This is a genomic window from Glutamicibacter bergerei (genome assembly GCF_054495185.1).
This window is the reverse complement of sequence record NZ_CM137131.1, coordinates 1732678-1758692: the sequence shown is the minus strand read 5'-3', so window position 1 is coordinate 1758692 and position 26015 is coordinate 1732678. Positions and strand designations below refer to the sequence as shown.

The 26015-nt window shown below is 55.8% G+C and carries 24 protein-coding genes and 1 pseudogene; 10 read left to right on the top strand and 15 right to left on the bottom strand.

Going from position 1 to position 26015, the window contains the following annotated elements; genetic code table 11:
- Positions 1-11: 11 nt before the first annotated feature.
- The 3 genes from ACX5K5_RS08075 to ACX5K5_RS08065 are packed head-to-tail and all read right to left on the bottom strand — an operon-like array spanning position 12 to position 3503.
- Positions 12-869, bottom strand: a complete 858-nt coding sequence (locus ACX5K5_RS08075) for a MaoC family dehydratase (RefSeq protein ID WP_188685927.1) — start codon at positions 867-869, stop codon at positions 12-14.
- Positions 870-2207, bottom strand: coding sequence for a 3-oxoacyl-ACP reductase (locus tag ACX5K5_RS08070; protein WP_441665385.1), 1338 nt, complete (start codon positions 2205-2207; stop codon positions 870-872). It abuts the gene before it with no gap.
- Positions 2208-3503, bottom strand: a complete 1296-nt coding sequence (locus ACX5K5_RS08065) for an acetyl-CoA C-acetyltransferase (RefSeq protein ID WP_346058928.1) — start codon at positions 3501-3503, stop codon at positions 2208-2210.
- Positions 3504-3567: 64 nt separating this feature from the next.
- On the opposite strand from ACX5K5_RS08065, the gene ACX5K5_RS08060 reads away from it, so the two are divergent.
- Both ACX5K5_RS08060 and ACX5K5_RS08055 read left to right on the top strand, forming a co-directional pair.
- Positions 3568-4248, top strand: coding sequence for a TetR/AcrR family transcriptional regulator (locus ACX5K5_RS08060; RefSeq protein WP_096253768.1), 681 nt, complete (start codon positions 3568-3570; stop codon positions 4246-4248).
- A gap of 11 nt (positions 4249-4259) precedes the next feature.
- Positions 4260-6269: an acyl-CoA dehydrogenase family protein gene (locus ACX5K5_RS08055; protein WP_459175404.1), complete on the top strand. Its 2010-nt coding sequence runs from the start codon at positions 4260-4262 to the stop codon at positions 6267-6269.
- Positions 6270-6292: 23 nt separating this feature from the next.
- Here ACX5K5_RS08055 and ACX5K5_RS08050 read toward each other — a convergent pair whose 3' ends face one another.
- Together ACX5K5_RS08050 and ACX5K5_RS08045 are read right to left on the bottom strand one after the other, a co-directional pair.
- Positions 6293-7327 (bottom strand): DUF1648 domain-containing protein, encoded by a 1035-nt coding sequence (locus ACX5K5_RS08050; protein WP_443439112.1) that lies wholly within the window; start codon positions 7325-7327, stop codon positions 6293-6295.
- A gap of 83 nt (positions 7328-7410) precedes the next feature.
- The gene (locus ACX5K5_RS08045; protein WP_459175403.1) at positions 7411-7806 is read right to left on the bottom strand and encodes a VOC family protein; all 396 of its coding nucleotides are present in this window, start codon (positions 7804-7806) and stop codon (positions 7411-7413) included.
- A gap of 158 nt (positions 7807-7964) precedes the next feature.
- On the opposite strand from ACX5K5_RS08045, the gene ACX5K5_RS08040 reads away from it, so the two are divergent.
- The gene (locus tag ACX5K5_RS08040) at positions 7965-9386 is read left to right on the top strand and encodes an HNH endonuclease signature motif containing protein (RefSeq protein WP_459175402.1); all 1422 of its coding nucleotides are present in this window, start codon (positions 7965-7967) and stop codon (positions 9384-9386) included.
- A gap of 17 nt (positions 9387-9403) precedes the next feature.
- Here the strand turns inward: ACX5K5_RS08040 and ACX5K5_RS08035 are convergent, their stop codons facing one another.
- Both ACX5K5_RS08035 and ACX5K5_RS08030 read right to left on the bottom strand, forming a co-directional pair.
- The gene (locus tag ACX5K5_RS08035; RefSeq protein ID WP_346058924.1) at positions 9404-9916 is read right to left on the bottom strand and encodes a hypothetical protein; all 513 of its coding nucleotides are present in this window, start codon (positions 9914-9916) and stop codon (positions 9404-9406) included.
- A 220-nt stretch (positions 9917-10136) separates the two neighbouring features.
- Positions 10137-11126 (bottom strand): alpha/beta hydrolase, encoded by a 990-nt coding sequence (locus ACX5K5_RS08030; protein ID WP_096253774.1) that lies wholly within the window; start codon positions 11124-11126, stop codon positions 10137-10139.
- A 66-nt stretch (positions 11127-11192) separates the two neighbouring features.
- On the opposite strand from ACX5K5_RS08030, the pseudogene ACX5K5_RS08025 reads away from it, so the two are divergent.
- Positions 11193-11738, top strand: a pseudogene (locus tag ACX5K5_RS08025) (DUF2127 domain-containing protein).
- 83 nt (positions 11739-11821) lie between these two features.
- Here the strand turns inward: ACX5K5_RS08025 and ACX5K5_RS08020 are convergent.
- Positions 11822-12436, bottom strand: a complete 615-nt coding sequence (locus ACX5K5_RS08020; protein ID WP_459175401.1) for an isochorismatase family protein — start codon at positions 12434-12436, stop codon at positions 11822-11824.
- An 85-nt stretch (positions 12437-12521) separates the two neighbouring features.
- Between ACX5K5_RS08020 and ACX5K5_RS08015 the strand changes: the two genes are divergently transcribed.
- From ACX5K5_RS08015 to pepN, 3 genes are read left to right on the top strand one after another with little or no spacing between them, the layout of a single operon-like run.
- Positions 12522-13478, top strand: a complete 957-nt coding sequence (locus ACX5K5_RS08015) for a GlxA family transcriptional regulator (protein ID WP_459175400.1) — start codon at positions 12522-12524, stop codon at positions 13476-13478.
- Positions 13479-13532: 54 nt separating this feature from the next.
- The gene (locus ACX5K5_RS08010) at positions 13533-13631 is read left to right on the top strand and encodes a hypothetical protein (protein ID WP_459175399.1); all 99 of its coding nucleotides are present in this window, start codon (positions 13533-13535) and stop codon (positions 13629-13631) included.
- A 53-nt stretch (positions 13632-13684) separates the two neighbouring features.
- A complete protein-coding gene (pepN, locus tag ACX5K5_RS08005) occupies positions 13685-16330 on the top strand; it encodes an aminopeptidase N (RefSeq protein WP_443447488.1) in 2646 nt (881 codons plus the stop codon).
- A 1-nt stretch (position 16331) separates the two neighbouring features.
- On the opposite strand, the gene ACX5K5_RS08000 is transcribed toward pepN, so the two are convergent.
- The 7 genes from ACX5K5_RS08000 to ACX5K5_RS07970 form a co-directional block, all read right to left on the bottom strand.
- Positions 16332-17387 (bottom strand): lipoate-protein ligase LplAB, encoded by a 1056-nt coding sequence (locus tag ACX5K5_RS08000; protein ID WP_459175398.1) that lies wholly within the window; start codon positions 17385-17387, stop codon positions 16332-16334.
- 99 nt (positions 17388-17486) lie between these two features.
- Positions 17487-17744: a type B 50S ribosomal protein L31 gene (locus tag ACX5K5_RS07995; RefSeq protein WP_096253676.1), complete on the bottom strand. Its 258-nt coding sequence runs from the start codon at positions 17742-17744 to the stop codon at positions 17487-17489.
- A 135-nt stretch (positions 17745-17879) separates the two neighbouring features.
- Positions 17880-18716 (bottom strand): TrmH family RNA methyltransferase, encoded by an 837-nt coding sequence (locus tag ACX5K5_RS07990; protein WP_459175397.1) that lies wholly within the window; start codon positions 18714-18716, stop codon positions 17880-17882.
- Complete coding sequence (locus tag ACX5K5_RS07985) at positions 18709-19515, bottom strand: sulfite exporter TauE/SafE family protein (protein WP_096253675.1); 807 nt, start codon at positions 19513-19515, stop codon at positions 18709-18711. Before ACX5K5_RS07985 ends, ACX5K5_RS07990 begins: the two co-directional genes overlap by 8 nt.
- A gap of 15 nt (positions 19516-19530) precedes the next feature.
- Complete coding sequence (locus ACX5K5_RS07980) at positions 19531-20322, bottom strand: ABC transporter ATP-binding protein (RefSeq protein ID WP_096253682.1); 792 nt, start codon at positions 20320-20322, stop codon at positions 19531-19533.
- Between the two features lie 63 nt (positions 20323-20385).
- The gene (locus ACX5K5_RS07975) at positions 20386-21777 is read right to left on the bottom strand and encodes an MFS transporter (RefSeq protein WP_459175396.1); all 1392 of its coding nucleotides are present in this window, start codon (positions 21775-21777) and stop codon (positions 20386-20388) included.
- Complete coding sequence (locus tag ACX5K5_RS07970; RefSeq protein WP_096253673.1) at positions 21764-22204, bottom strand: MarR family winged helix-turn-helix transcriptional regulator; 441 nt, start codon at positions 22202-22204, stop codon at positions 21764-21766. The genes ACX5K5_RS07975 and ACX5K5_RS07970 overlap by 14 nt, the downstream gene beginning before the upstream one ends.
- A 108-nt stretch (positions 22205-22312) precedes the next feature.
- On the opposite strand from ACX5K5_RS07970, the gene serB reads away from it, so the two are divergent.
- The 3 genes from serB to ACX5K5_RS07955 all read left to right on the top strand — a co-directional run bounded on the left by serB (position 22313) and on the right by ACX5K5_RS07955 (position 26015).
- A complete protein-coding gene (serB, locus tag ACX5K5_RS07965; RefSeq protein WP_443447483.1) occupies positions 22313-23236 on the top strand; it encodes a phosphoserine phosphatase SerB in 924 nt (307 codons plus the stop codon).
- A gap of 160 nt (positions 23237-23396) precedes the next feature.
- Complete coding sequence (locus ACX5K5_RS07960) at positions 23397-25136, top strand: VanW family protein (RefSeq protein WP_459175395.1); 1740 nt, start codon at positions 23397-23399, stop codon at positions 25134-25136.
- Between the two features lie 72 nt (positions 25137-25208).
- Positions 25209-26015, top strand: a complete 807-nt coding sequence (locus ACX5K5_RS07955) for a GNAT family N-acetyltransferase (protein ID WP_459175394.1) — start codon at positions 25209-25211, stop codon at positions 26013-26015.

The window sequence follows — 26015 nt, the reverse complement described above, 5'->3', positions numbered from 1 at the left end:
ACCACTAAATTTTAGTCTTTGCGGGTCAGGTCCAGCTCAAAGTGTGGTTTGAGCTTGCGCGGGTTCCACCCTTGCACTTTGTACCCCTGGCTGGTCGCTTCAAATCCCAGATCTACGGTGGCCGGCAGTAGCACCGGAGTTTTAAATTCAATGCGCCACGAATAGTTTCCGCTAGCCGGTTCAATTCCTGCCAGCGCGCGAGCCGCCAAATAAATACCGTGGGCAATGGCCCGAGGCATTCCTAGCGCCTTCGCGCTGAGTGCACTGAGGTGAATCGGGTTGTAGTCCCCGGCCACGGAAGCCCATGCCCGTCCAGCACCTGCTCCCAGTTTCCATTGTGCGGTGCGCTGCGGCGCACTAAACTCACTATGCTCCACACTCGGCGGCGTTTGGCCATCAATTTTGACGCCTTTAGCCAGGAAGGTGCTGCGCAACAACATTCGGGTTTGCCCGTCCACCACAATCTTTACCAGCAGATCGCAGCAGACCCCCTTGGGGTGTGCCACTAAGTTCTCGGCGTTCACTTCCACGTCAAATAACTCGGCGTCCCCCAGCGGCTCGGCGACGTCCACCTGGTTGGTTAGGTGAATCATGCCCAGCAACGGCAGCGGAAAATCTTCGCGTAGCATCAAGGACATCGCCAGCGGGAACGCCAGCGAATGTACGTAGAGGCTAGGCAGTTTACCGTTGGCCGGCGCTTTGACCGCGCGGCGGAATTCTCCGAGTTTTTCCCGGTCGGCTTGAGCCCCTTGGAAGACCAGCGTCACCTCGGGCAACACCGGGTTCTTACTCTTACGGTTCAGCGTTTTGACCGCCCGCGCATAAACCGATCCCATCGAGGGGATCGCGGAAACTACTTCGGCACCCATTTAGGCACCCACTAGCGACTGACCGCAGACACGCAGTGTCTGGCCGTTGAGGCCGGCGGCAGCGTCAGAGCCAAGGAATCCAATCGCCTCGGCGACATCTACCGGCAAGCCACCCTGCATGAGCGAAGGCAACACCAAGCGTGCCACGGTTCGAGTGCCCAGCGGGATCTTTGCGGTCATCTCGGTTTCGATAAAGCCCGGTGCCACGGCGGTGATCGAGCCACCGCTTTCGGCGAATAGTGCGGCGCTGGCTCGCACCATGCCGATGACGCCTCCCTTACTGGCGGCGTAATTTGTCTGCCCGCGGTTACCGGCAATGCCGGAGGTCGATGCCAGGCAGACGACGCGAAGTCCTGGGATTTTTGCGGCCAAAAAGACTTCATTCATGCGCAGCTGTGAGGCGATATTAACCGCGATGACCGAATCCCAACGGGCGGCATCCATATTTGCCAGTAACTTGTCCCGGGTGATTCCGGCGTTGTGTACTACCAAATCCAGCGAGCCGTGTCGGGTGAGCGCGTGATCCATGATGCGTGCGCCCGCATCCTTGGCGGTGACATCTAGCTGCAGCGTAGTGCCACCGACCTGATTTGCCACCTTTGCGAGCGCGTCGCCCGCCTGCGGCATGTCAACTAAGACCACCTTGGCACCGTCACGGGCCAGGGTGCGGGCAATCTCCGCGCCGATACCACGGGCGGCGCCGGTGACGACTGCGACCTTACCGGCCAGTGGTGCCCGGAAGTCATCGGGAAGTTCTCCAGCTTCGGTGCGGACGGTCAAAAATTGACCATCCACGTATGCGCTGCGCCCGGAGAAGAAGAAGCGTAGCGCTCCCAGTGCGCTCGGGCTGACAATGCTGGTGTCACCAGCTAAGACGATGCCGTTGGCGGTGGCTCCACCGCGCATTTCGCGTCCCAAGGAACGCATCGCGCCATCAATGCCTTGGCGGACCGCGGCGACCGCAGGCTCATCGTTAGCCAACGCCGGCTTGGAGACGGAAACCACCCGGGCTCCGGGCACTAGTTTGCGCAAGGCAGCACCGGTGGCAAGCATCAGGGCGGAGAGCTGTTCGGGATGGCTCAGCTCATCGAGTAGCAACACCAGCCCACCTAGTTTGCTCTGCCCCGCATCGTGGCGGCGCACATCCAATCCCCAAGAGACCATGACGTCGCTGAGTTCCTGGGCACGGGCGGAGGTGCCTAAGACCAATACCGGACCGGGAAGCAGCGGGGTGTCTACCCCGTAGCGGCGCAGGCGCGGTGGGCGTGGAAGTCCAAGCAGCTTCGCAAGCTTCTTGGTCATCCCACTGTTCACTAGTTCTAGGTACTTATCAGCCATTTACTTTCGTGCCTCCAAGATTGCAACAACACCCTGACCACCGGCGGCACACACGGAGATCAGTGCGCGGCCCGAACCCTTTTCATGCAACATTTTTGCGGTGCTGGCGATCAATCGTCCGCCGGTGGCGGCGAATGGGTGGCCAGCGGCCAGCGAGGAACCATTCACGTTGAGCTTGGCGCGGTCCACGGTGCCTAGTGGTTCGTCTAGTCCCAGCTTTTCGCGGCAGAACTCTTCGGACTCCCACGCCTTCAGCGTGGCTAGCACGGTGCCGGCAAAGGCCTCGTGGATCTCGAAGAAGTCAAAATCTTCCAAGCTGAGGTTATTGCGCTTGAGCAGTCGGGCGGTGGCGTAGGCAGGAGCCATCAGCAGTCCTTCGCTACCGTGGACAAAGTCCACCGCGGCAGCTTCGAAGTCTACAAAGTTCGCCAACATCGGCAGATCGTTTTCCTGAGCGTAAGCCTCGCTACCCAAAAGCACTGCCGAGGCGCCATCGGTCAGCGGGGTGGAGTTCGCAGCGGTCATCGTGGCCTGCTCCCCCAGCGACTTGCCGAAGGCTGGCTTAAGCTTTGCCAGCTTGTCCATGGAGGAATCGGCGCGCAGGTTATTATCCTTGGCTAGCCCGTTAAACGCGGTGATCAAATCATCGAAGAAACCACGGTCATAGGCGGCTGCAAGATTTTTGTGGCTGGCCAACGCTAGTTCGTCTTGGGCTTCGCGGGTGATGCCCCAGGCATGGGTGGTGATGGCTTGGTGTTCACCCATTGACATCCCGGTGCGTGGTTCACCGGTGCCCGGAGCGCTGGGTGCTAGGTGTGCCGGGCGGATCTTCGCCAAGGCGCTGAGCTTGGCCTTGGTGCTGCGCGCCCGCGAAAGTTCCAGCAGGATAGCGCGCAATGGCTCGGAGACCACAATTGGCGCGTCACTGGTGGTATCCACGCCACCGCCGATGGCCGAGTCGAGCTGGCCGAGCTTGATCTTATTTGCCAGCGAACCGATGGCTTCCATGCCGGTGGCGCAAGCCATCTGTACGTCGTACGCCGGAGTAGCCGCGTCCAATGAGCTACCCAGTACGCACTCGCGCATCAGGTTAAAGTCCTTGGAGTGTTTGAGTACCGCGCCGCCGGAGACCGCGCCGATGCGCTGTCCCTGCAGGCCAAAGCGGGCTACCAGGCCTTCCAGCGCGGCGGTGAACATGTCCTGATTGGAGACGTTCACGTAGGCGGTGTTTGACCGGGCAAAGGGAATACGGTTGCCACCGATGATTACCGCGTGGCGCACTGGCTGATCGGCCATGGAAGAACTCCTAGGGTTGTGAGAAGTATTACTGTAACCAACAGTACATGATACTCTGAGTTACGTGAACAAGATCACCCAAGATAACGATGCGGTCACCGATGGTCGTTCGGCCCGCTGGCAGGCGCATCGCAGCCAACGCCATACCGAGCTGCTCAAGCTCGCCCGCAAAGCGGTACATAAGCTGGGCCCGCAGGTGTCCATGGAAGACATCGCCGCGCACGCCAAAACCTCCAAACCGGTCTACTACCGCTATTTCGGAGATAAGGAAGGGTTGCGCCAAGCGCTCGGCGCGGTGGTTATCACAGACTTCCGCGATTCGATCATCGCCGCGGGCCTGGCCGAGGGAGACGAAGCCGGGGCGCTACGCGCAATGGTTACCGCCTACCTGGAGCTAGCCAAGGGCAGTCCGAACCTTTACTTTTTCGTCACCGCCCAAGCCCCGGACGTGCTCACCGCACCAGATCGCACGGCAACCGGCTCCCTGGGAGTACTCAATGCCTTCTTCGACGAGGTCACCGCATTGATGAATGAGCGGCTAACCGCACATCTGGCCGGCAATACGCACAGTGCTTCCAAGGCCACCGGATTGTGGCCACGCGCGGCCCTCGGGATGATCCGCTCCGCCGGAGAAATCTGGTTGCGCCAGCCCGAAGGCGAAGACAAAGCAACTTTGAATGAAATGGCCCAGGCCCTCAGCTCTTGGCTCACCCACGGCATCTCCACCACCCAACGCAGCGCATGAAAGGCAAACAAATGAACAGCATCAACGTTAAAGCCCTGGCCGAACAGCTCCTTGGCCCCTACGCAGAAATCCGCAAGGCTTCGCGTGCTCGCGCCGCCGACCCGCAGTTGCAGCGTGACCCTGCGTGGTCCATGGATGAACACCGCGAACAGGTGCTGCGCCAGCTGAAGGTCTTAGTTGATCAAAAAGCGGTACAGCGCGCATTCCCGAAGAAGTTTGGGGGGCTCCATGACCACGGAGGCTCCATCGCCGCGTTCGTGGAACTTGTCGCCGCGGACCCTTCGCTGCAGATCAAAGCCGGCGTGCAGTGGGGTCTTTTTGCCGGTGCCATCATGCACCTAGGCACCGAAGAACACCACGCCAAGTGGCTGCCGGGCGCAATGAACCTGGATGTACCTGGCGCGTTTGCCATGACCGAGATCGGCCACGGCTCCGACGTGGCTGCGGTAGCGACCACCGCCACCTATGACCCGGAAACCGAAGAGTTTGTCATCCACACGCCCTTCGCCGCTGCCTGGAAAGAATTCTTGGGCAACGCCGCGTTGCACGGCACCGCAGCGACGGTCTTCGCGCAGCTGATCACCAACGGGGTAAACCACGGCGTGCACTGTTTCTACGTGCCGATCCGCAATGAAGACGGTAGCTTCGTTGAAGGTGTCGGAGGCGAGGATGACGGGCTTAAGGGCGGACTGAACGGTATCGACAACGGCCGTTTGCACTTCACCAACGTGCGCATCCCACGCACCAACCTGCTCAACCGCTACGGCGATGTGGCCGCCGATGGCAGCTACAGCTCCCCGATCTCCTCCCCCGGCCGACGCTTCTTCACGATGCTCGGCACCCTGGTCCAGGGTCGAGTCTCACTCGACGGCGCAGCAACTGGCGCCTCGAAGATGGCCCTGCAGATCGCCGTAACTTACGGCAACCAGCGTCGCCAGTTCAACAGCGTCTCAGATACCGAAGAAACCACGATCTTGGATTACCAGCGTCATCAGCGTCGGCTGATCACCCGGATGGCACGCACCTACGCCGCGTCCTTTGCACACGATGAACTGCTCTCGAAGTTTGACGCGGTCTTCTCCGGCCGCGAAGACACCGACGAGGATCGTCAAGATCTAGAAACCCTGGCCGCGGCGTTGAAGCCGTTGAGCACCTGGGACGCGTTAGACACCATCCAAGAATCACGCGAAGCCTGCGGCGGTTCGGGTTACATCGCCAAGAATCGCTTCACCCAGCTCTACCAGGATCTGGATGTGTACGTGACCTTCGAAGGGGATAACAATGTGCTCTTGCAGCTGGTGGGCAAACGCCTGCTCACCGATTACGCGGCGGAGTTCCGCAAGCTAGATACCGGGGCGATGGCCCGTTACGTGGCCAAGCAGGTCGGCACCACAGCGCTCTACCGTTCGGGGTTGCGCAGCGTGGGCCAGGCCTTCGTCGATGTCTCCGATGAGCGTAAGAGCGCAAACTTCTTCAAGGATCCGGCGAACCAGCGCGAGCTGTTGACCGACCGGGTCAACGCCAAAGTTGCAGAGGTGGCAAACGCTTTACGCGCGGCAGGCAAGGATAAAGTCAAGGGCGCCAAGGCTTTCAACGAGAATCAAGACCTGCTGATCTCGGCCGCTCGTGATCACGGGCAGCTGTTGCGCTGGGAAGCTTTCACGGCGGCGCTGACCAAGGTTGAGGATCCAACTACCGCCGAGGTGTTGACCTGGTTGCGTGATGTCTTCGCACTGAGCTTGATCGAAGATGATCTGGGCTGGTTCTTGGCCCACGGCCGACTGTCCATGCAGCGTGCGCGCACCCTCCCGGGTTACCTCAATCGTCTGCTAGACCGCCTGCGCCCCCATGCTCAGGATCTGGTTGACGCGTTTGGCTACACTCAGGAGCATCTGCGCGCGGAGATCTCCACCGGTATCGAGGCCACCCGCCAAGATGAGGCCATGGAGTACTTCCGCAAGCTACGGGCCAGTGACAATGCTCCGGTCAGCGAGAAGTCGTTGAAGAAGTCCAAGGCGTAAGTTCGCTTCAGGGCCGCGGCTACCTACTTGGTGGTCGCGGCCTTGGTCGTCTCAAGTAGTCGATAAGCGTTGATGAGCGCACAAATCTGGCTGGCCGTGGCTACGTCCGGCATCGAGATGATCTGCTGTTGGTAGTAGCCCATATCGATGACGACGGCCGGCCCATTGCCGGTCAAAAACCCCTTATGCGAGATGTCCGAGCGGTAGCCCCACCCACCGTATTCCAAGGCCCTTACGTCTTTCACGTGCACGGCTTTGATATCCGAGTACTGAAGCTTCATGACCTTAAAGCATCTGGAAGCCACAATCCGTGTGCCTTGTCCGTCGACTTCAAAAACTCCAGCAAAGAAGAACCAGTAGCACAGGCCGCCGGCCAGCGCGCCGAAAATCACCACGAATTGGTCGGCGTACCAACCGATCAGCATCAGTAGTATCGCAACTGCGGCAATCAACCAGCGCATCCCGGGCACTGTCAGCGTCACCTGCGATACCTCGTCGAGCTGCGCGCGCTGTGCCTGACTAAGCGCCACAGCAGAGGCTGGGTCGTTAGCTTCCAAATCCGCGGCGATGATCTCGTGTGATTGTTCGTGCATCACCTCCCGCGGACGGTAGGCGAAGAATACTAATAGGCCCAACAGTGCGGATCCGGTCAAAGATACAGCAAGTGTCAGCCCGTGCACGGAAGCGAACTGGGCAGAGCCCATCCCCAATTGGCCCACGACCAAAGCAAGGCTCAAACCATTGATCATTAGTCCAAGCACCACCGCGAATCCGAGACCAATCCGGGCCAGCATGATCGACTGAGCGCGGGTCATGATCGCCGCGCATCCGATAGCCCCGGCAACAAACACAGAGAAAAAGGTCATCGTCAGCACGTGACCTAAGAGGGAATCATAACCGTCTACCTCGCCGCGGCCATTCCAGTGCGTCGCGAGTTCCGCCGGCAGCTGGTCCTTGACCATAACCATCCAGGCGCCTGCCAACAGGGCAAGAATCAGCAATCCACTGATAATGCCGATGATCCAATTGCGGTTATATCTCTGGTCCTCTTCGGACACGACACCCTCTCGTGAAAGTTCCCAAATGTGGCATAAAATTTCTACCTACCTGATTTAAGCTTACCAAATCAGAGGTGTTCTATTTAATTATTATTGATATCACGTGCAAGGATTTCGATCCTATTGCCAAACGGGTCACGGCAGTGGAACCGCTGGTAACCCTCAAAGCTATGCCGCTCCACCCAAGACAGTTCATGCCCACCCGATTCAATCCGCCGGGCCATCGCTTCCAATGTGGCAATATTCTTGACTAGAAATGCCGGATGCGCCTTGCCGCTCGGGACAAAGTTTTGATCAACACCAAGATGCACTTCAGCGACCACCTGTTCGCCTTCGAACGCTCGAAACCAGCACCCGCCGCGCTGCTGTAGCGACGGCGGTTTGGGCACCTCGGTGAGGCCTAAGGCCCCTACGTAAAAGCTGCGAGCAAGCGTTTCTTTTCCTGATCCCATCGAAAGCTGTACATGATGCAAAAACATTTTACGTACCATCCTGTCAATTGATGATTTACGCCAAATTTACCAGGCAGGTTTTTCGTGATCACCCGGGTGACCTGAGTATAAAAAGAATATATCCACTTATCCACAGACGGTTCCTGCGAGCCTAAAACGTCGGTACAACGGCGTAAAGTGAAACTATGTACGAAGAAGAAGCTAGACCTGACAAGGAGTTCGAAGCTCCGCCGCCAACGAGACCACCTACATCCGTGGCGCTCGATTACACCGAGCTCAGCGAGCAAGCTATAGATGACGGCATCGACGATGCCATCGCTCTTCATGATAATTCTTTACTCGCCCAGTATATTAACGAGATTGAACGTCGCAAGGCCAGCTTTAGTGCCAAGCAAGCCAGAATGGCTTACTTTTACGAGAAGCAAGTTGTCCGTGAAAATGAGGACCGCGGGGTGCACATATACCAAAGTGAACGTGGCGCCGCAGCGGCTATTGCCATCAATCGTCGGCAAAGCACCAATGGGGCCTGTAGTTACCTAAGAGCCTGCCGGATCCTCCTCGAAGACACCCCGAACCTCTTCGATTGTTTTGCCCATGGGCATCTGACCGAGCGCCAGATCAAAGCCATTACCGAACCACTTGAAGAAGTTGACGCGAATGGCCGTCGTGAATTTGATGCGATTTTCGCTGATCACACGGATATGTTTGAGAATCTTGGGGTGCGGGCCATCAGCGACCTCGTTCGAAAATTCACCGAGCGATTTCAAAGCAGTGAAAAGGCCGTCAAGATTGAAGATGAAGCCGCGAACCGTTATGTCCGCTTCCGCAAGAGCAAGGACTGTGTGATGCTCAGTGCGAAGCTGCCCTTGGCCGAAGGCATAGCCTTAGCCAAGTCGATCAAAAAACGCGCCAAGGCAATCTTCCGCATGGGCAACGACCCACGCACCAAGCAACAGCTCCAGGCTGACATGCTCATCTGCAGTCAATTGGAAGGTTTTCCGCCGAAGGTTCCGCTGTTCTTGGACGTCAAACTCATCATGACCGATAAGACACTGTTTGCAGGCAGCCATGAGCCGGCAAACCTGCCGGGCTACGGAATCATACCGGCGCAGTATGCTCGTGAGTTAGTCGCTGGAGCGAAGGTGGACCTCGAAGATCCATTCCACCTGACGCTGAAAGACGATGAATTGAACCGCAGAATTTTCACTTTCCCGGAAATTCAAAGGATCTACACCGCACCTGGTAATCAAGACCTCATCGCTATGGACTCAAAGGCTCGTGAATTCCCTGAGTCGCTAAAAGAGTTCATCCGAATTCGAGATTCCCATTGCATGACGCCTTACTGTGACGGTGTTCCTGAAGAAATTGACCACGTGGTGCAACGCCATCTGAACGGACCAACCTCGGTACATAATTCGTCCTACAGATGTCGCTTTTGCAACTTGGCCAAAGAGTTGCCGGGTTGGTACGAAAAAGTAGATTATTCCATTCCGCATTCCATCGTGATCAACACGGGAGATGGACGAACGTATCGTTCACTGGCTCCACCTGCCACGGGCATTGTGCGCGAGGCTGACCCGCAGGCGAATGAACAGCCCCGCAAGTAGGAAAACACTACTGAATGTTAATCCGTCGGTTGTTGTCGAGCCTGAAGTTCTTCAAATCGTCCCTTGGGAAGTGCCACGACGTAAATGATCGAGGCAAGAATAAAGACGATTACGAATGACAAAAGCCCCAAGCCCACGCTTTGGGAACTGGTGCCGTTTGATTCCACACCCAGGATGCTCAGAACCGAGCCCAGCCCAACACCGAGCACTGCATAGGCGAAAGCTTCAACGCTAATCACGATGGCCTTTTCTACCTGGTACCAGTGGCCCGCGACTAAAAATCCTCGCGCTGTTATTCCGCCAACAACAAAAGCCACCGCGGCGATAACTGCGCAAACCATCAGCATGCGGAATGCGGATCCATAGCCGACACCATCGGGTCCCATGTGGATTGCAACGTGTCCAGGGATAAAAGGTCTGGCCAACCAATAGCCCATAAAGGTCAATACAAGGGCCAAGACTGGAGCAACAAGAAAAAGACGACGAGTACCAGCAGGGCAACTCAACTTTTCATTTGCGCTACTTGGCATTTTTTCTCCCTTCCTCTTGTTCTTCAGATGAAACCATAAACTCGATCAAACACCACGCTTTAGACTACCTGAGTGAAAAAGAGTTTGCTAGCAAATCCGCGATTCTATAAATCTTGCATCCATCTGACGGGTTTAAAGCGGATTGCCTGAGAGATGATTTTGCTCCTGGGGCCGTGCAGCTTCGGGCATGCGATAGTTGCGTGAGTGAACGCCACCATATCTAGCGCCCCCTATTTCGGGGCAACGATCGAGATAACTGGTCGTGTAAAACCTGTCCAAAAAGCGTGAACATTTTGGTGCCTGCCACTTCAGCTGCAGTCGACACTTCGTCTAGGCTCAAGAACCCATGCACTAGGCCCTCATGGTCTAGTAATTGAACGTCTACTCCAAGCAGGTTCAGTTTCTTGGCTAACTCTGCCCCTTCATCATGTAGCGGATCATGTTCTGCAATCGCAATCATTGTTGTGGGTAGCGCTCTTAGTTCTACGTGCAGTGGACTATATTTCTCTAGCGTTTCTGGTTCCAGATCCTGAACCCACTGTTGGATGAACCACCGCAAGTCTGCACTGCTAAGACCCCAACCCTGTCCTTTGCTCCGTATACTGGGACTGCTCAACGTTAGGTCAGTATTCGGGCAGGCAAGTAGCACTGCGGATACATGGCCCCCGGTTGAAATGTACTCATTCGCTGCTAAGGCGGCAATGAGTCCACCAGAGCTATCGCCGGCAAGAGCCACCGGTATGGTTGGCTGATTTATCTGACTTTGCTCATTTGATGCCCAACGCAAAACATCAACCACGTCTTCAATTGCTGCAGGGGCAGGATGCTCGGGTGCCAACCTAAAATCTACTGCCATCACGTTGACATCACCGTGTACTGCTAGTCGCCGACATGTTCGGTCGTGCGATTCGAGATCACCAAAAGTAAATGCACCGCCATGAACATAAACCACCAATGGCCGCGACTGCTCCCTCGTCTGGTAATACCGAACCGGAATTGCCTTTTGGCTCGGGATTTGAAAGTTCCGCACGGAATACAGATCGGGACCAGGCCCGCGTGAACGCGGCAACCGTAAACTTTCCAAGTCTGGGGACGTTGCAGTTTCAGGTACCGAGCGCACCGTGGACAGCCATTGCTGAAGTCCCGTGTCTGCCACATGGCCATTTCGGGTTGCTGCCTTGGTCAATTGCTCTTCGGGATATCTTTCCATTGGATCAAAAGCTTACCTCGTGAAGAAAACGCAACACTTCACTCAATTCTCTAATGACACCGCTGTGTGCCAGAATCCAAATTAGAAGTATTCCTCTCGCCTGGAGACGTCGTGAATAGTGTCGGAGAAACCAAAGGAAGTGCTCTCAACCGCATCTTTCGCGTGACCTTGTATCTGAAGGGACTTGACGGTTTACTCGAGCTAATAGGCGGCGGGCTTTTGTTGCTGGTTCCACCGAACCAAATTGGCACCCTTGTCCGGATTCTCACCCAGCACGAACTTTCTGAGGATCCTCAAGACCTTGTAGCCAACGCTCTAATTATCGCGGCTTACGGACTGACACTCTCAGCTTCCTTGTTTGGTGCAATCTACTTGCTTCTGCATGGGTTCGTGAAAGTTGTTTTGGTTTGGGCGGTGCTTTGAAATTTCCTCTGGGCGTACCCATGGATGATGGCATTCTTACTAATTTTTATTGGCTATCAGGTCTATCAGCTTGTCGTAAAATTTAGCCTAGGCATGGCGCTTCTAACCGTCTTTGACCTGTTGATCCTCTGGCTGACTTGGTATGAGTACAGGATGCACAAATCTCGGAAGCCAATCTCAGGAAAATAGCCGTTCAACCCACGGATCAGCTGGGATAAATGGCCTGCCAAGCAAACCACCAACTATTCGTGATTACCGGTTTGCCAGTTCCTTCAGAATTCTTCCTTTGATGTGACTCTTGCGAAGTCCCCACGTGCAAGATTTATTGCACTGATACGGGCGAGTGATGCAGCGTCCACCATCTTTCCGTCAGCGTCTTTCAAACTGAATGTATGGCAAGCATCAAATGCCACTGTGGTGTGAAACCCAAGATTTCCGGACATACGCGCGGTCGTTTCGACGCACATATTTGTTTGAATTCCGCACAGTACGACCTGCCGAATATTCTCCTTTTCGAGCCACTCGGCTAGGTCGGGTGTTCCATAAAACGCAGAGTTCACCGTCTTGGTGATCGAAATAGTTGGTTGCACGGAATCGAGAAATCCTTTCAGTTTTGAACTGTCATGAACCGGATGAAAAGTTGATTCGAGACGATCTGAACTATGGGTAACCATGACTATTGGCATGTTCAGTTGTTCCCACTTCTGGATAAGTTCCTGAATATGCTCTTCAGCATGCGGGTTGTCCCAGATGCCCCAAAATAATTCATCATCGAAAGTTCGTTGTACATCGATGATGATTAACGCAGCGTCGGGGCAGCTGCTCTGCGAAAATTTCTCGGAGGAAAACGACGTAGACGTCGCCTGAAAAAAGTCTGTGTTGTCCATGTTTAATACTTTGCCTGACATGGTCGGTGCACAGTGAGTGACAGTTTTGACAATGTCCGATGGTTTATCGCCATATACTTTGCTTATGATCGATGTCGCGCTTTTGCTCATGCCCGGAACTCGACTCTTCGATGTCTCAATTGTGACCGAGACCTGGGCGGCAAAGCGTTTATCGTCGCCTGACTTGAACGTCGATCTCCGCCGGTGTGCGATAAACAAAGGGATGGTAGAACTGACCGACTCGTCGCAGGCTATGGCTGATGAGACTCTGGAATGGGCCCAAAATGCAGATCTGGTCTTGATCCCCGGGCTTGGAGACTTCACAGCCACACCACCCAATCAGTATCTGGAAACGATACGTGAAGCTCATCAACGCGGAGCAGTGGTGGCCTCACTTTGTTCGGGCGCTTTTGTATTGGCCCAGACCGGATTATTGGATGGTCTTACCGCTACCACTCATTGGGCCTTAACCGATGAGCTAGCGAGTCGCTTCCTAGAAATCAATGTCGACCCCGCAGTGTTATTTGTTGGGGAAAGCAGAGTCTGGACTTCCGCTGGTGTGGCGGCCGGAATCGATTTAAGCATTCACCTGATAGGTCAGTTCTGCGGATCGTCGGTTGCCTCTACTATCGCTCGCTCCATGGTGATGGCCCCACATCGTACGGGTGGTCAGGCACAATTTCTCACGACACCGGTTGCGGTGAAGCACGGTGATGGTCAAGCGATGACGACAGTTCGCACTCTAATGATGAAAGACCCGACAAGAACTCTTACGCTTAGCGATTTTGCCGGTGAGGCGTGTATGTCGGAGCGAACCTTTCTCCGCCGCTTCCTGGCCGAAACGGGCAGTACACCACACCAATGGGCGATGAGCTGGCGTATTGATGAAGCGTGCAAGCTCCTTGAGGAAAGTCACGGATCCATTGCTGAGGTCTCGGCGGCTGTGGGTTTTGGAACGCCTGTGACTTTCCGCCAACGATTCCGTGCTCTCAAAGGTGTCTCCCCGATGGAGTATCGCCAGGCTTTTCGCAAGCCTGAATAATGCATTAAAGCACTGGTTGAAACCGCGGCGGCACACCGCGCAATTTTTGATGCGGTGCGCGCCAAAGACATCGATGCCGCGCGCCTGTTACTCGCAGATCATTTCCAAGGAATCCGCCAGCTACTCGCCGTAATGCGCGGCCGGGTAAATTAATTTTCGTCTAGCTCAGCATTATCAAACATTCATTTCACAGCTAAGCTGTAAGGGTGGACACATTAGAACGCTATGCACCCAATGAGAACCTTCGACGCGATGAGGCCGCTTGGCGTGCCGCGAACATCAGCTGGCACTATGCAGCCGTAGAGCTTGATCTGAGCAACGCCACCCAAGCGCAGGAAACTTCCTACACCGCGATCACAACACTGAATTTCTCTTCAAAGTCACCGCAAACCTTCATTGACTACATTCATGAGTCGATTGAAAGCATCGTGGTTAATGGAGCCGAAATCTCCGTCGCGGACGCGGTACTCGACGCCCGCATCTACCTCGATGGTTTGCGCACGGACGCGGCAAATACCGTGCGCATTACCGGACGCTCCAGCTACTCACGTTCCGGCGAGGGACTGCACCGCTTCGTGGACCCACAAGATGGCCAGACCTACCTCTACACACAGTTTGAGCCCTCGGAAGCACGCCGTGTTTTTGCCTGCTTTGAACAGCCGGATCTCAAAACCAGCTACCAATTCACCTTGACTGGCCCGGAAGACTGGCATCTGGCCAGCAACCAGCAGATCATCGACGAGATGAATCATGGTGACGGCACCAAAACCGTCGCCTGCGCACCAACCGGCCCGATCTCCACCTATATCACCGCGGTCCTTGCCGGCCCATACCATGTGGTGCGCGGTACCCACGTGCAAAAGCTTGCAGATGGCGAATCGCTAGACATTGAAATGGCAGCCACCTGCCGCGCCTCGTTGGCCGAACACTTTGACGGCGAAGAAATTCTCAAGCTCACCAGCCAAGGCCTGGATTATTTCCACGAGCTCTTTGACTACCCCTACCCATGGGGCAAATACGACTCGGCGTTTGTTCCGGAATATAACCTCGGTGCCATGGAAAATCCTGGCCTCGTCACCTTCACCGAACGTTATGTATTTACCTCCCAGGCCACCGAAGCCCAGTATGAGCAGCGTGCTAATACGCTCATGCACGAAATGGCGCACATGTGGTTTGGCGACCTGGTGACCATGGCCTGGTGGGACGATCTGTGGTTGAAGGAATCATTTGCGGACTATATCGGAACGCTTGCTAACGATGAAGCCACAGAATTCACCACCGCATGGACCACCTTTGCCGCGCGTCGTAAGGCGTGGGCCTACGTGGCAGATCAGATGCCAACCACCCACCCGATCGTGGCCGATATTCCAGATCTGCTGGCTGCAGACCAGAACTTCGATGGCATCACCTACGCCAAGGGCGCTAGCGTGCTCAAGCAGTTGGCCGCCTTTGTCGGGGCAGAAGCCTTCCGCGACGCGGCTCGTGCGTACTTCCGTCAACACGAATACGCCAACACCTCCTTGGAAGACTTCCTGCAGGCACTAGAAAAAGCCAGCGGACGCGATATGCGCAGCTGGGCCGATGCCTGGCTGAAGACTAGTGGCGTGCCCAAACTCGCGGTGAACTACACCGTGGATGACGCCGGGATCCTGACCGCTGCGAATCTTGAACAGCACGGCATAGATCCGATTAGTGGCCAAGCAATTGTGCGACCCCATGTGCTCACCGTCGGCGCCTACACGCTGACCGATGGCGTGCTCACGCGCACCGCAACACAGCGTGTTGAACTTTCCGGAGATAGCGTCGCACTAGATTTCCTCGTCGGTCAGCCGCTACCCGATCTGATCTTGCCCAACGTGGGCGATGAAACCTACGCGCTCATTGAGTTTGATGAAAATTCACTGAAAACCTTGCTGGGAAATCTTGGATCGTTGCAGGAATCTTTGCCACGCGCCACCAGTTGGGCCTCCTTATGGGACGGCGTACGTCAGTCAAAGCTAGCTTCTCAGACCTATGTCAACGCCATTTTGGAACATGCGCACACGGTGACCGATTCCGGTGTCTTTGCGATGCTGCTTGATCAGCTGGTCACTTCAATCTCGAAATATGTTGCCCCGGAACTGCGAGTCTCGATCCGCGAACGTGCTGCCGAAGTTCTCACCGGCTGGCTGGCGAATTTCGAAGCTGGTAGCGACCAGCAGACCACTACCGCGCGCACGCTAGCTCGCTTGGCGCGCTCCGGTGTGGCGCGCGAGGTGATTGATTCCTTCCTTGCCGAGGAAGAGAATCCTTACCGGGTCACAGTTGACGAACAACTTCGCTGGGCAAGCTACATTGCTTTGGCGGCCGCGGGCGGCTTGGACGCGCAGGCCGAAGCGCGGATGCATCAGGCTGCGAAGCGCAATCCTACGAGCGTGGCACAAAACGCGGTCCGCACCGCGTTGGCTGCCCGTCCGGATACGGACGTGAAAGAAGCTGCTTTTGATACCGTGTTGATGGGCCACGATGAACACGGTCCATTATCAAACGATGCACTTTCGGCTATCGCCGATGGTTTTGCGATGGGCTCGGCTAGCCTGCTAGCTGGTTTCCAGTCGCGTTACTGGGCTGCAATCCTGCCGGTCTTTGAAACGATGAGCATGGAATTTGCCACTCGCGTCATCGAGGGCCTTTACCCGGGTTCGCAGGATCTCACCGGCGAACCGGAAGAAAATCCAACCTTGCAGGCCGGAAACGTCTGGCTGGAACATCACCAGGGCGCTCCGGCAGCACTGCTACGCATTCTCATCGAACAGCGCGCAGAGCTTGAACGAAGCCTCAACGCGCAGCAGCACAGCCGCGCTAGCCAGTAGTTTACGGAACGCGAGCCGTCCAGGCCTCGGTATCAAACTTAGTTTGAGCCAGGTCTTGGGCGGCTTTTCGCGTTATGTCATCTAACTCAACAACGGTGGCGTTGGTACGAGCTGCAAAGGTATCCATCATGGTGGAAATGATTTGCGCTCGATCTTCGCTGGTCTGTGATTTCAGCGGATCCACTCGCTTAACGGCCGAGGTAATGCCTTTATCCGAGATTTTCTCGCGCCCAATACGCAACACCTGCACCATCTTCTGTGCATCGATGTCGTAGCTCATGGTGACGTGGTGCAACAGGGCGCCCTTAGCCAGACGTTTCTGCGCCGCTCCCCCGATCTTTCCACTCGGCGTGGCGATATCGTTCAGTGGCTTGTAATAGGCATTAATGCCCAGTGATTTCAGCGCCTGCATGACCCACGCGTCAAGGAATGGGTAGGAATCGGCAAAGCTCATTCCGTCCACCAAGGAATCTGGGGCGTACAGGGAATAGGTAATGCAGTTTCCGGCTTCCATGAACATTGCCCCGCCACCTGAAATGCGGCGCACCACTTTAATGCCGTGGTGTGTGGCTTGTTCCATGTCCACTTCGTTTTTTAAGGATTGGAAGGAGCCGATAACGACCGCGGATTCGTCCCAGTCCCAAAAACGGATCGTAGGCTTTCGCTCACCGGTTCCGATTTGCCGGGTGAGCACCTCGTCGAGGGCTACCTGTTCGGCTACGGGAATGATTTCTGGGCCGAGAATTTCCCACTGGTGATCTTCCCATTTGGTGGCGTGACCCAGGCTTCGGCGGACCGCGCGCGCCACTGCGTCGGCATCAAAACCGAACATCACCGCGCCTTCGCGCAAATTGTTGTTGACCGCGTCGCGGATGGTGCCATGGCTAGCGTCGGTAGGCAGACCGTTCAATGCCGCGTTGAGGTCTTCGAGTGCCTCATCCGGTTCGAGGAAAAAGTCGCCGTTAAGTGAAGCGTTAACGATCACCCCGTTGTCACTATCGAGATCAACGACGACTAATTTGCCGCCGACCACCTTGTATTCGCCATGATGCATCATAAGTCGATTCTATCGTCTTGTCACCTGTGCTTAAACGCAAACGGCACGATTCCAGTTGAACTGGAATCGTGCCGTAAAAAGCTTGCGAGGGGCGAAGAATTACTTCTTGCCGCCGAAGCCCTTGAAGCGGGCGTTGAAGCGCTCGACACGGCCAGCGGTGTCCATGATGCGCTGCTTACCGGTGTAGAACGGGTGCGATGCAGCCGAGATTTCGACGTCGATCACTGGGTAGGTGTTGCCATCTGCCCACTCAACGGTCTTGTCCGACGAACGGGTCGAACGGGTCAGGAACTGCTCGCCGGATGCCAGGTCGTTGAAGACAACTGGACCGTACTTTGGATGAATATCAGCCTTCATAGCTATACACCTTTATGTTGATAGGCCACTGGATTTTGCCAGCAACCACTTGCTCGGAAATTTTACTGCGTCTTCGACCCTAAGGCCGACACACAGACATTCCATCCTATCTCATGCAAGCATGCTGCGTGAAACTCATTTAGGTGTCGAAGAGCACAGTTCCCAGAAGGCGATGGCGCTAGCCGCCCCAACATTGAGTGAGGACACCTCGCGGTGCATCGGGATCATCACCGCCTGGTCCACCAGGCTCAGGGTTTCTTCGGTCACTCCCCTGCCTTCGTTGCCCAGGATCATCGCGAACTTTTTACCCTCAGTCATTTCAACCTCGGCCAAGGACACTGCGTCCTCGGTGAGCTCCATGGCCAGCATCGTGTAGCCATGAGCCTTAAGAATGTTGATGTCCTGGGGCCATGAGGTGAGCCTGACCCAGGGAAGGTCAAAGACGGTGCCCATTGAGACGCGTGCGCTTCGGCGATACCAGGGGTCCACACACTTGGGGGTAATCAGTACCGCGTCCACGCCCAATCCTGAGGCCGAACGCATAATCGCGCCTAAGTTTGTATGATCGGCGATGTCTTCGAGGATAGCGATCCGCGAGCTCCGCTCAAGCACTTCACTCAAATTCAGCGGTTCGGGACGGTTCATCGAGGCCATCGCCCCGCGGTGAAGGTGGAAACCTACCAGGTCTTGAAGTTGCTCATCACTACCGACAAAAATTGGGACGTCCGGGAAACGCGCAAATTCTTGCGCCAGCTGATCCAGATGCTTTTCCGCTAGCAAGAAGCTGCGTGGAACGTGCCCGGCATTGATTGCGCGGGAAACCACCGTGGTGCTCTCGGCAATATACAGACCGTTTTCCACGTCACTGCGCATCCGTAGGTGCGCTTCGGAGAGTCGTAGGTACTCATCGAGGCGCGCATCTTGCAGGTCGGCAACATGCAAGATGCGTTCGGGATTAACGATCTCAGGCACCAGCGACCAACTTGTACACCATATTCACTAACGCGATACCGCCAAGAATAACGATGATGACTCGAAGCCAGCCCGGCGAAAGTTTGCGCCCTACCTTGGCACCAATAAATCCGCCGATCAACGAACCCACGGCGATGAGCAGCACCACAATCCAGTGAATGCGTTCCGGGGCGATCAGCAGATACATGGCAGCTGCCACGATGTTGACCATCAGCGAAAGAATGACCTTGATCGCATTGGACTGTTGCAAGGAAGCCTGCAGGAATACCCCGAAGACAGCCATAAGCAAGACACCCTGGGCGGCGGTGAAGTAGCCACCGTACACGCCGATAACAAAGACCAGCACGTAAAGGATAGTGGGGATCTTGGCCCGGTCGGCATCGTCGGGATCATTTCCCCCGCGCTGCGCCTGCCGGGTCTTAGCCCATGCGGAGAGTTTGGGTTGGAAGATCACCAGCACCAGCGCGCAGACCAGCAAGACCGGAGCCACCACGCCGAACACCGATTCGGGCAGGTTCAACAGTAACAGTGAACCGATCAGTCCCCCGACCAGGGAGACCGGTACAAGTTTTAACAAGGTTTTTTTGACGCTGGCAGCTTCCCGACGGTAGCCCCAGGCGCCGGAGAATCCACCGGCAATCAGACCCATTGCGTTGGATACCACCGCGTTAACCGGCGCAAAACCTAAGGCCACCAAGATGGGGAAAGTCACCAGGGTGCCGGAACCCACCACGGTGTTGATGGTTCCGGCCCACAGGCCGCCAAACAGGATTAACGCTTCACGCCAAAAATCGATCACGGTGTGGTGTTGCCCCTAGTTCACTCGGCGCGCGACGGCGCTATAACGACCGTCCACTTCGCGCACGCTCAAATCCATCCCGTAGGTTGCTTTGAGATTTTCTTCGGTCAAGGTGGAAGCGATCTCGCCGGCGGCGACTACTTCACCTGCGTTAAGCATCAATATATGGGTGAAGCCCGGTGGAATTTCTTCCAGGTGGTGGGTGACCAAGACCAAAGCCGGAGCTTCTTCATTCGCCGCAAGTTCAGTCAGCTGAGCAACGAGCTCTTCGCGTCCGGCCAGGTCCAGCCCGGCAGCTGGCTCGTCAAGAATCAGCAGTTCCGGGTCGGTCATCAACGCGCGAGCAATCAGCACACGCTTGCGCTCACCTTCGGAGAGCTTGCCAAAAGGCTGGTTCATGAAGGTGGACATGCCCCACTGGTGGAGCATCGAGAACGCACGGCGTTCGTCGAGTTTCTCGTACTTCTCACGCCAGCGTCCGGTCATGCCGTACGCGGCGGTGAGAACCACATTTAGTGCGGTTTCATTGGCCGGGATAGCGTTGGCGACCAGTGAGGAGCTTAGGCCGATCAACGGTCGCAGTTCGAAAACGTCGACCTTACCCATGGTTTCTCCCAGAATGCCCGCGGTACCGCGGGTGGGGTGCAGACGGGTGGCTGCAATGTTCATCAGGGTTGATTTGCCGGCGCCATTCGGGCCCAGCACGATCCACCGCTGGCCTTCTTTGACTTCCCAGGACACGTCCTTGAGCAGGTCTTTACGCCCGCGCACCACGCTGACATCGTTGAAAGTTAGCACTTCGCTCATGGTTTTTAAGCCTAGACTTTCGTTGCCTGATTCACTAATTGAAAACACCATTGCCGATGTGGATTAAGACTCGTTGCTCTTTTGTTTGCGATAAAAGAAATGAACAGTCAGCGCCAGACCGAGCAAAATGCAGCCAATGGCGCTCACCGCGAAGGACAATGTGACGCCCTGACCTGTGGTGGCACCGGAAGAATCTGCGTGCATGGCGATGATCGCGGCGGAGACCGCAGTACCGAAGGAACTACCCACGGTGCGCAGCACCTGGTTGAAACTTACCGAGCTACCCAATTGTTCGGCCGCGACGCTCCGCGCGATAAGTGCTGGCATGGCCGCGTAGCTGGCACCCATGCCTAGACCAAAGACCAACATTCCCAGCAGCAGTTCCCACAGTGCGCCGTGCGCTAGCCAGAGGAACGTGGCGGCCGCTGCGAAGAGTGTCGCGCCGATGGGTAACAATGCTGGGTAGCCCACGCGGTGCCCGAGCCGGTGCACCAGACGGTTAGCGACCAAACTGCCTACCGATAGTGGCATGATGACAAATCCGGCCCACAAGATCGGTAGTGCAAGCCCGAAGTTAGTGGTTGCCGGTGCTTGAGCGACAAGACTGGCCACGGACATGCCGATGTACAGGGCTGCACCGAGGCCGATGGCGGCGAAGTTAGCTAGCAGCACTTCGCCTTGGCGTAGTGTGCGCAGGTTTATTAGCGGGTGAGCTATCCGCAACTCGGTTTTCACCCAGATGAACAGCAAGATGATTGCTACTCCAAGTACCAGGACGGTACGAGCAGAAATCCAGCCCCAGTGTGAGCCTTCACTGATCCCCAGTAAGAGCAAGCCAAGGCCCGCGGCCAAGAGCAACGCACCGGCAAAGTCGAATTTTGTGCGGGGCGCATTCTCATCAGGTCCGTCGGGCACGATCCGAAGCACCACAAAGATCACGATGAATACAAAAACCGCGGCAAACCAGAAGGCCCACTGAAAGCTAAACATCCCGGCGATGACCCCGGTCAGTGGATAACCGATGCCGATACCGGTGGCAACGGTGACGGATAACGAAGAAATCGCATGGTGCACGGTCTTGGGATCCGAGTAACGCCTAGCTAAGGCGATAGTCACCGGCACGATGCCATAGGTCAGCCCCTGCATGGCACGTCCTATGAGGAATATCCCGAAGGTAGGGGCCAGCGCCGCGAGGATGGAGCCAAGCAGAATGATCACCAGCGAATATAGCAGGAACTTTTTCTTGTGCGGTCCATCGCTGAGCCTACCCATCACCGGGGTAGCCACCGCACCGGCTAGGAGGTTTACCGTCAACATCCATTGAGCTGCACTGACCGAAATTTGGTAGGTCGCTGCGATAGACGGAACTAAGAGCATCCCCAAGGAACTGACAATCGCGGTGGATAACGCCGCAAAAATTAATGTGGGGACAAGATTGGAATTAGTTCGATTCATGCCCACCGCGTGAAATATGAGTCAGTGCGTCGATTGCGTGGCGGATCGATTCTTGCTGTTTTGGAGCGAGATTTTTGTTGATCACGTCAGCGAGTACCGCCCGTGCCAGTTGGCGTTCGGCGTGAAGTTTTTGGGCCCCGGAGTCGGTCAACGCGAACCACGTACGGCGCAGGTCGCCCGGATCTTTGGTACGCACCAGAAGTTCCATTTCAACCAGCTCCTTAGCAGCCAAGGAGATCGCTTGTTGGCTTACCCCGAGCTTGTCTTTCATGGCGGCCGCCGTAATTTTGCCTTGTTCCTCAGCCAAACTCAGAATGCCAAGCTTCCCGGCGGAAATACTTCGAACCTTATTGAGCATTCCGAATAACGGATAAATGGCGTCAAGTAGGTCATCTGCAAGCTTGGCATCTGGTGGTGATGAGGTCATCTAAATATTCTACAACTAACTTGTACAAGTGGGTTGATGTTTTATCTCACCTCGTTTACTTCGACGTCATGTTTGGTCGTACTCGCTCGCACCACCGAAAATAGGTTCATGGCTTCAACTTTGACCCTCGTATCCCGCCCAGCACTCCCCCGTGATCGTTTTGATGAACTCCTTGCACAGCTGGTTAATCGACTCCCAGCCGCTGCCGAGGCAATTTTTAGCGTGCACGAGTCGGCTACACGCTGGGTCGCCAAGACCAGGATCGAAAACATTGACACCTTAGACTTGCGCACCGAAGCTCTAGCTAGCTTTGACACTTTGGTTGACTCAGGATTTTTTTCCGCCGACGAAGCGTGCGTTACGGTTCTGGACAGCGCGCTGACCGATGCCAAGCGCATCTTGCTCTTGATGGACGTAGATTCAACACTGATCAAACAGGAAGTCATCGAGCTTCTCGCGGCCCACGCCGGACGCGAACAAGAGGTAGCGGCCGTGACCGAGGCGGCGATGCGCGGTGAATTGGACTTCGCCCAGTCCTTAATCCAACGCGTGGCAACGCTCAAAGGTCTACCGGAGTCGGTCCTACCCGAGGTTATTTCACGAGTCATTTACTCCGACGGAGCACGCGAATTAGTTCAGCGGATGCACGCGGCTGGTCACATAGTGGGTGTCGTTTCCGGCGGATTCCAGCAGATCCTTGATCCCCTGGCTCAAGAGCTGAAATTGGATCACGCGTTGGCAAATACGCTGGGAATTACCGACGGATTGCTTGATGGCACAGTTCACGGACAAATCGTTGACCGTGCGATGAAAGAAAAAATGCTGCGCGCTTGGGCTGCCGAACACGGAATCAGCATGTCAGCAACTATTGCCGCCGGCGATGGCGCCAACGACCTGGACATGGTCACCGCTGCCGGACTGGGTGTAGCGTTTAATGCGAAACCAGCCTTGCGCGAACAAGCCGGTGCGCGCATTGATTTTAGTCGCCTAGATGTGATCGCTGACTTAGTTTTAGACGACTTTGACGCGTGAAATCCAACAAGTAGATAACAATTTTGGTGTTTACCCCCACAACGCCATGTATCGGTTGTTCCAACAGTTAGTATTTCTTTTGGTGCACCGATGCGCGGCGAAGTAAAAATTCGCGTCTCGTGCCCGGCCCCAACCGCTTTTCGAAAGAGCTAACAGACAAGTGCAGACCCCCTCCCCGGACAGTTTCTCCTCGCCATCGCCAAGCAACCGGCCCAAGGACCAAGGCCGAAACAAGGCCAAGCCTTGGCTCATCACTGGTTCCTGCGTGGTGGCGGCAGCAGCACTCTATTTCGGTGGCGCCGCACTCATTAGTGCCCAAGTTCCAGCGAACGCCAGCATCGCTGGGGTGAGCATTGGATCAATGAGCCAGGATGATGCCCGAGCGGCACTGAACAAGTCAGTTGTTCCGCTAGCTGCAAAGCCTTTCGAAGTGCAGATCAATTCTCAGAGCTATAAGATGGATCCCGTCAAAGCCGGGCTGTCACTCAACGTTGACGACACCGTCGCAGATCTGACCGGCTACGAGGCAAACCCGGTAGAACTCATCGACCGTTTGACCGGTAAGTACACTGCGACCGCAAGCATCGACGTAGATCAAGACAAGCTGAATTCTCAGCTTGCGGCGCTAGCGAAAAAGGCTGACTCAAAGGTCACCGAAGGCGATATCACCTTTGCCGAGGGCAAAGCGAAACTGGTCAAGCCCGTAGATGGGGTGAGCCTGAAACAAGATGAGGCTGCTAAGATCCTCACCAGCGACTGGCGGATAGGCGCACCGGCGATCGAATTGCCTAGCGAAATTGCCAAGCCTGAAATTTCCGAAGATACCTTGCAGTCTTTCTACGACGACAAGGTCAAAGCCCTGTTGAAGGACAAAGTCAGCCTAACTTCGGATAAGAAGAAGGTCGATATTTCGGCTGCGGCCATCGCGGAGGCTGCAAGTTACACTCCCAAGGATGGCGCACCAGCGATCATCTTGGATGATAAAAAACTCTTCAAAGCAGCTACGACGAATTCCGAGTTCAGTAGCACCGCAAAGAACGCACGTATTACCCTATCCGGCGGCAAGCCAACCATCACCAAGTCGACCACGGGTCTGGCCTTGGAGACTAAGGGATTGGGTGCAAAAGTCTTAGCAGCCACCGAAACTAAAGAGCGCACCGCAAAGGTTGTTCTCAAGACCTCCGAGGCTGACTTCACCACCGCGGATGCTAAGAAGCTGGGTATCAAGGAAGAGATCGTTGAATTCTCGACCCCGTATCCAACCTACGATAAGGTACGCACCAAGAACCTGCATGCCGGATCAGATCGCATCAGCGGGACCGTGATCAAGCCAGGGGAGAATTTCTCCCTCCTGCAGACCCTAGGCCCGATTACCGTGGCTAACGGCTACTTCAGTTCCGGTGTGGTCGAAAGCGGCTTTAGCACCGAAGCAGTTGGCGGCGGACTCTCTCAGATTTCCACCCAGCTATACAACGTCGGCTTCCTCGCCGGATATGACGACGTCACGCATAAGCCACACTCTCGTTGGTTTGAACGCTACCCAGCAGGTCGCGAAGCCACCCTCTGGGAGGGCCAAGTCGACATGGTGTGGAAGAACAACACCCCCTACGGCGTGATGATTCAGGCGTGGGTCAGCGGCGATCGTGTACACACGCGCTTGTGGAGCACGAAGTACTGGAAGGTTAGCCAGAAGAGCTCAGGCAAGTACAACACGACAAATCCTGAGACCCGGTATAACCCAGCCGATAAGTGTGTTTCGGAAAGTGGTGGACAGAAGGGCTTTAGCATCGACATCACGCGTAACCGCAGCACGATTGATGGCTCCAAAACCCTTCCGCCAGATGTTAAGAGCTGGACCTACCAGCCATGGCACAAGGTAGTGTGTGGCGAGAAGCCATAACTCAAAATTTCAAGGCGCCTTTTGAATCTTTCAAAAGGCGCCTTTTGTTCTTCAATCCTGCAGGAGGTTTTAGTGCAGTCACTTCTAGCCGCAGAATATCTAAACATTTACGATGAGCAATTGCGTACCGATGCGGAGACTCCCAGCGCCGTAAAGGTTCAGCGGCTAGGTGCCCTACGTCTGATCAATTTTACGGGCGGTCAAGGGTTTATCACCTACCCGCACATTGCGCATACCAGCGACACCAAGCTGGCAGCCCTGGTCGGCGAAGCGCTCGCTTACTACCTGGAGCAGCCAGAAATCAGCGACGTCGAATGGAAGAGCCGGGGCCATGACCACGCGCCGGGACTGCACGAGCAGTTACTCGCACACGGGTTCGTAGCGGACGCTAGCGAGTCAATCATGGTCGGGAGAGCCGCAGATCTGAGTACCGAAACGCCGCTACCGGCTGGTGTCACGCTACGTCAGATCTTCTCCGAAGATGATGTTCGCGCGATGACCGCCATGCAGGACCAAACCTTCGGAGAAGCGGTATCAACCCGTCATGCCGAGGCGATTCTTCGTCGCCTGGCGACCGCGGATGGAATGCAACTGTGGGTGGCCGAGGACAGCACGGGAACAATACTTAGTGCCGGTCGACTCGAACCGGTTCCTGACACGGATTTTGCAGGAATCTGGGGTGGCGCAACCGTTGCGGCCTATCGTGGGCAAGGCATTTATCGGGCGCTGACCGCTGCGAGGGGACGGGCCGCCCTAGAACTGGGCAAAACACTGATCCATAGTGACTCCACCGAATATTCCAGACCCATTTTGGAGCGCTACGGCCTGCTGAAGGTCTCCACCACTACGCCCTACCGCTGGAGCCGAACGCAGCATTAA

Bases quoted from the DNA above. Each gene is read 5' to 3' on its own strand.
- ACX5K5_RS08075 (WP_188685927.1), bottom strand. From the start codon at position 869: ATGGGTGCCGAAGTAGTTTCCGCGATCCCCTCGATGGGATCGGTTTAT.
- ACX5K5_RS08070 (WP_441665385.1), bottom strand. From the start codon at position 2,207: ATGGCTGATAAGTACCTAGAACTAGTGAACAGTGGGATGACCAAGAAG.
- ACX5K5_RS08065 (WP_346058928.1), bottom strand. From the start codon at position 3,503: ATGGCCGATCAGCCAGTGCGCCACGCGGTAATCATCGGTGGCAACCGT.
- ACX5K5_RS08055 (WP_459175404.1), top strand. From the start codon at position 4,260: ATGAACAGCATCAACGTTAAAGCCCTGGCCGAACAGCTCCTTGGCCCC.
- ACX5K5_RS08045 (WP_459175403.1), bottom strand. From the start codon at position 7,806: ATGTTTTTGCATCATGTACAGCTTTCGATGGGATCAGGAAAAGAAACG.
- ACX5K5_RS08040 (WP_459175402.1), top strand. From the start codon at position 7,965: ATGTACGAAGAAGAAGCTAGACCTGACAAGGAGTTCGAAGCTCCGCCG.
- ACX5K5_RS08035 (WP_346058924.1), bottom strand. From the start codon at position 9,916: ATGCCAAGTAGCGCAAATGAAAAGTTGAGTTGCCCTGCTGGTACTCGT.
- ACX5K5_RS08030 (WP_096253774.1), bottom strand. From the start codon at position 11,126: ATGGAAAGATATCCCGAAGAGCAATTGACCAAGGCAGCAACCCGAAAT.
- ACX5K5_RS08020 (WP_459175401.1), bottom strand. From the start codon at position 12,436: ATGGACAACACAGACTTTTTTCAGGCGACGTCTACGTCGTTTTCCTCC.
- ACX5K5_RS08015 (WP_459175400.1), top strand. From the start codon at position 12,522: ATGATCGATGTCGCGCTTTTGCTCATGCCCGGAACTCGACTCTTCGAT.
- ACX5K5_RS08000 (WP_459175398.1), bottom strand. From the start codon at position 17,387: ATGATGCATCATGGCGAATACAAGGTGGTCGGCGGCAAATTAGTCGTC.
- ACX5K5_RS07995 (WP_096253676.1), bottom strand. From the start codon at position 17,744: ATGAAGGCTGATATTCATCCAAAGTACGGTCCAGTTGTCTTCAACGAC.
- ACX5K5_RS07980 (WP_096253682.1), bottom strand. From the start codon at position 20,322: ATGAGCGAAGTGCTAACTTTCAACGATGTCAGCGTGGTGCGCGGGCGT.
- ACX5K5_RS07975 (WP_459175396.1), bottom strand. From the start codon at position 21,777: ATGAATCGAACTAATTCCAATCTTGTCCCCACATTAATTTTTGCGGCG.
- ACX5K5_RS07970 (WP_096253673.1), bottom strand. From the start codon at position 22,204: ATGACCTCATCACCACCAGATGCCAAGCTTGCAGATGACCTACTTGAC.
- serB (WP_443447483.1), top strand. From the start codon at position 22,313: ATGGCTTCAACTTTGACCCTCGTATCCCGCCCAGCACTCCCCCGTGAT.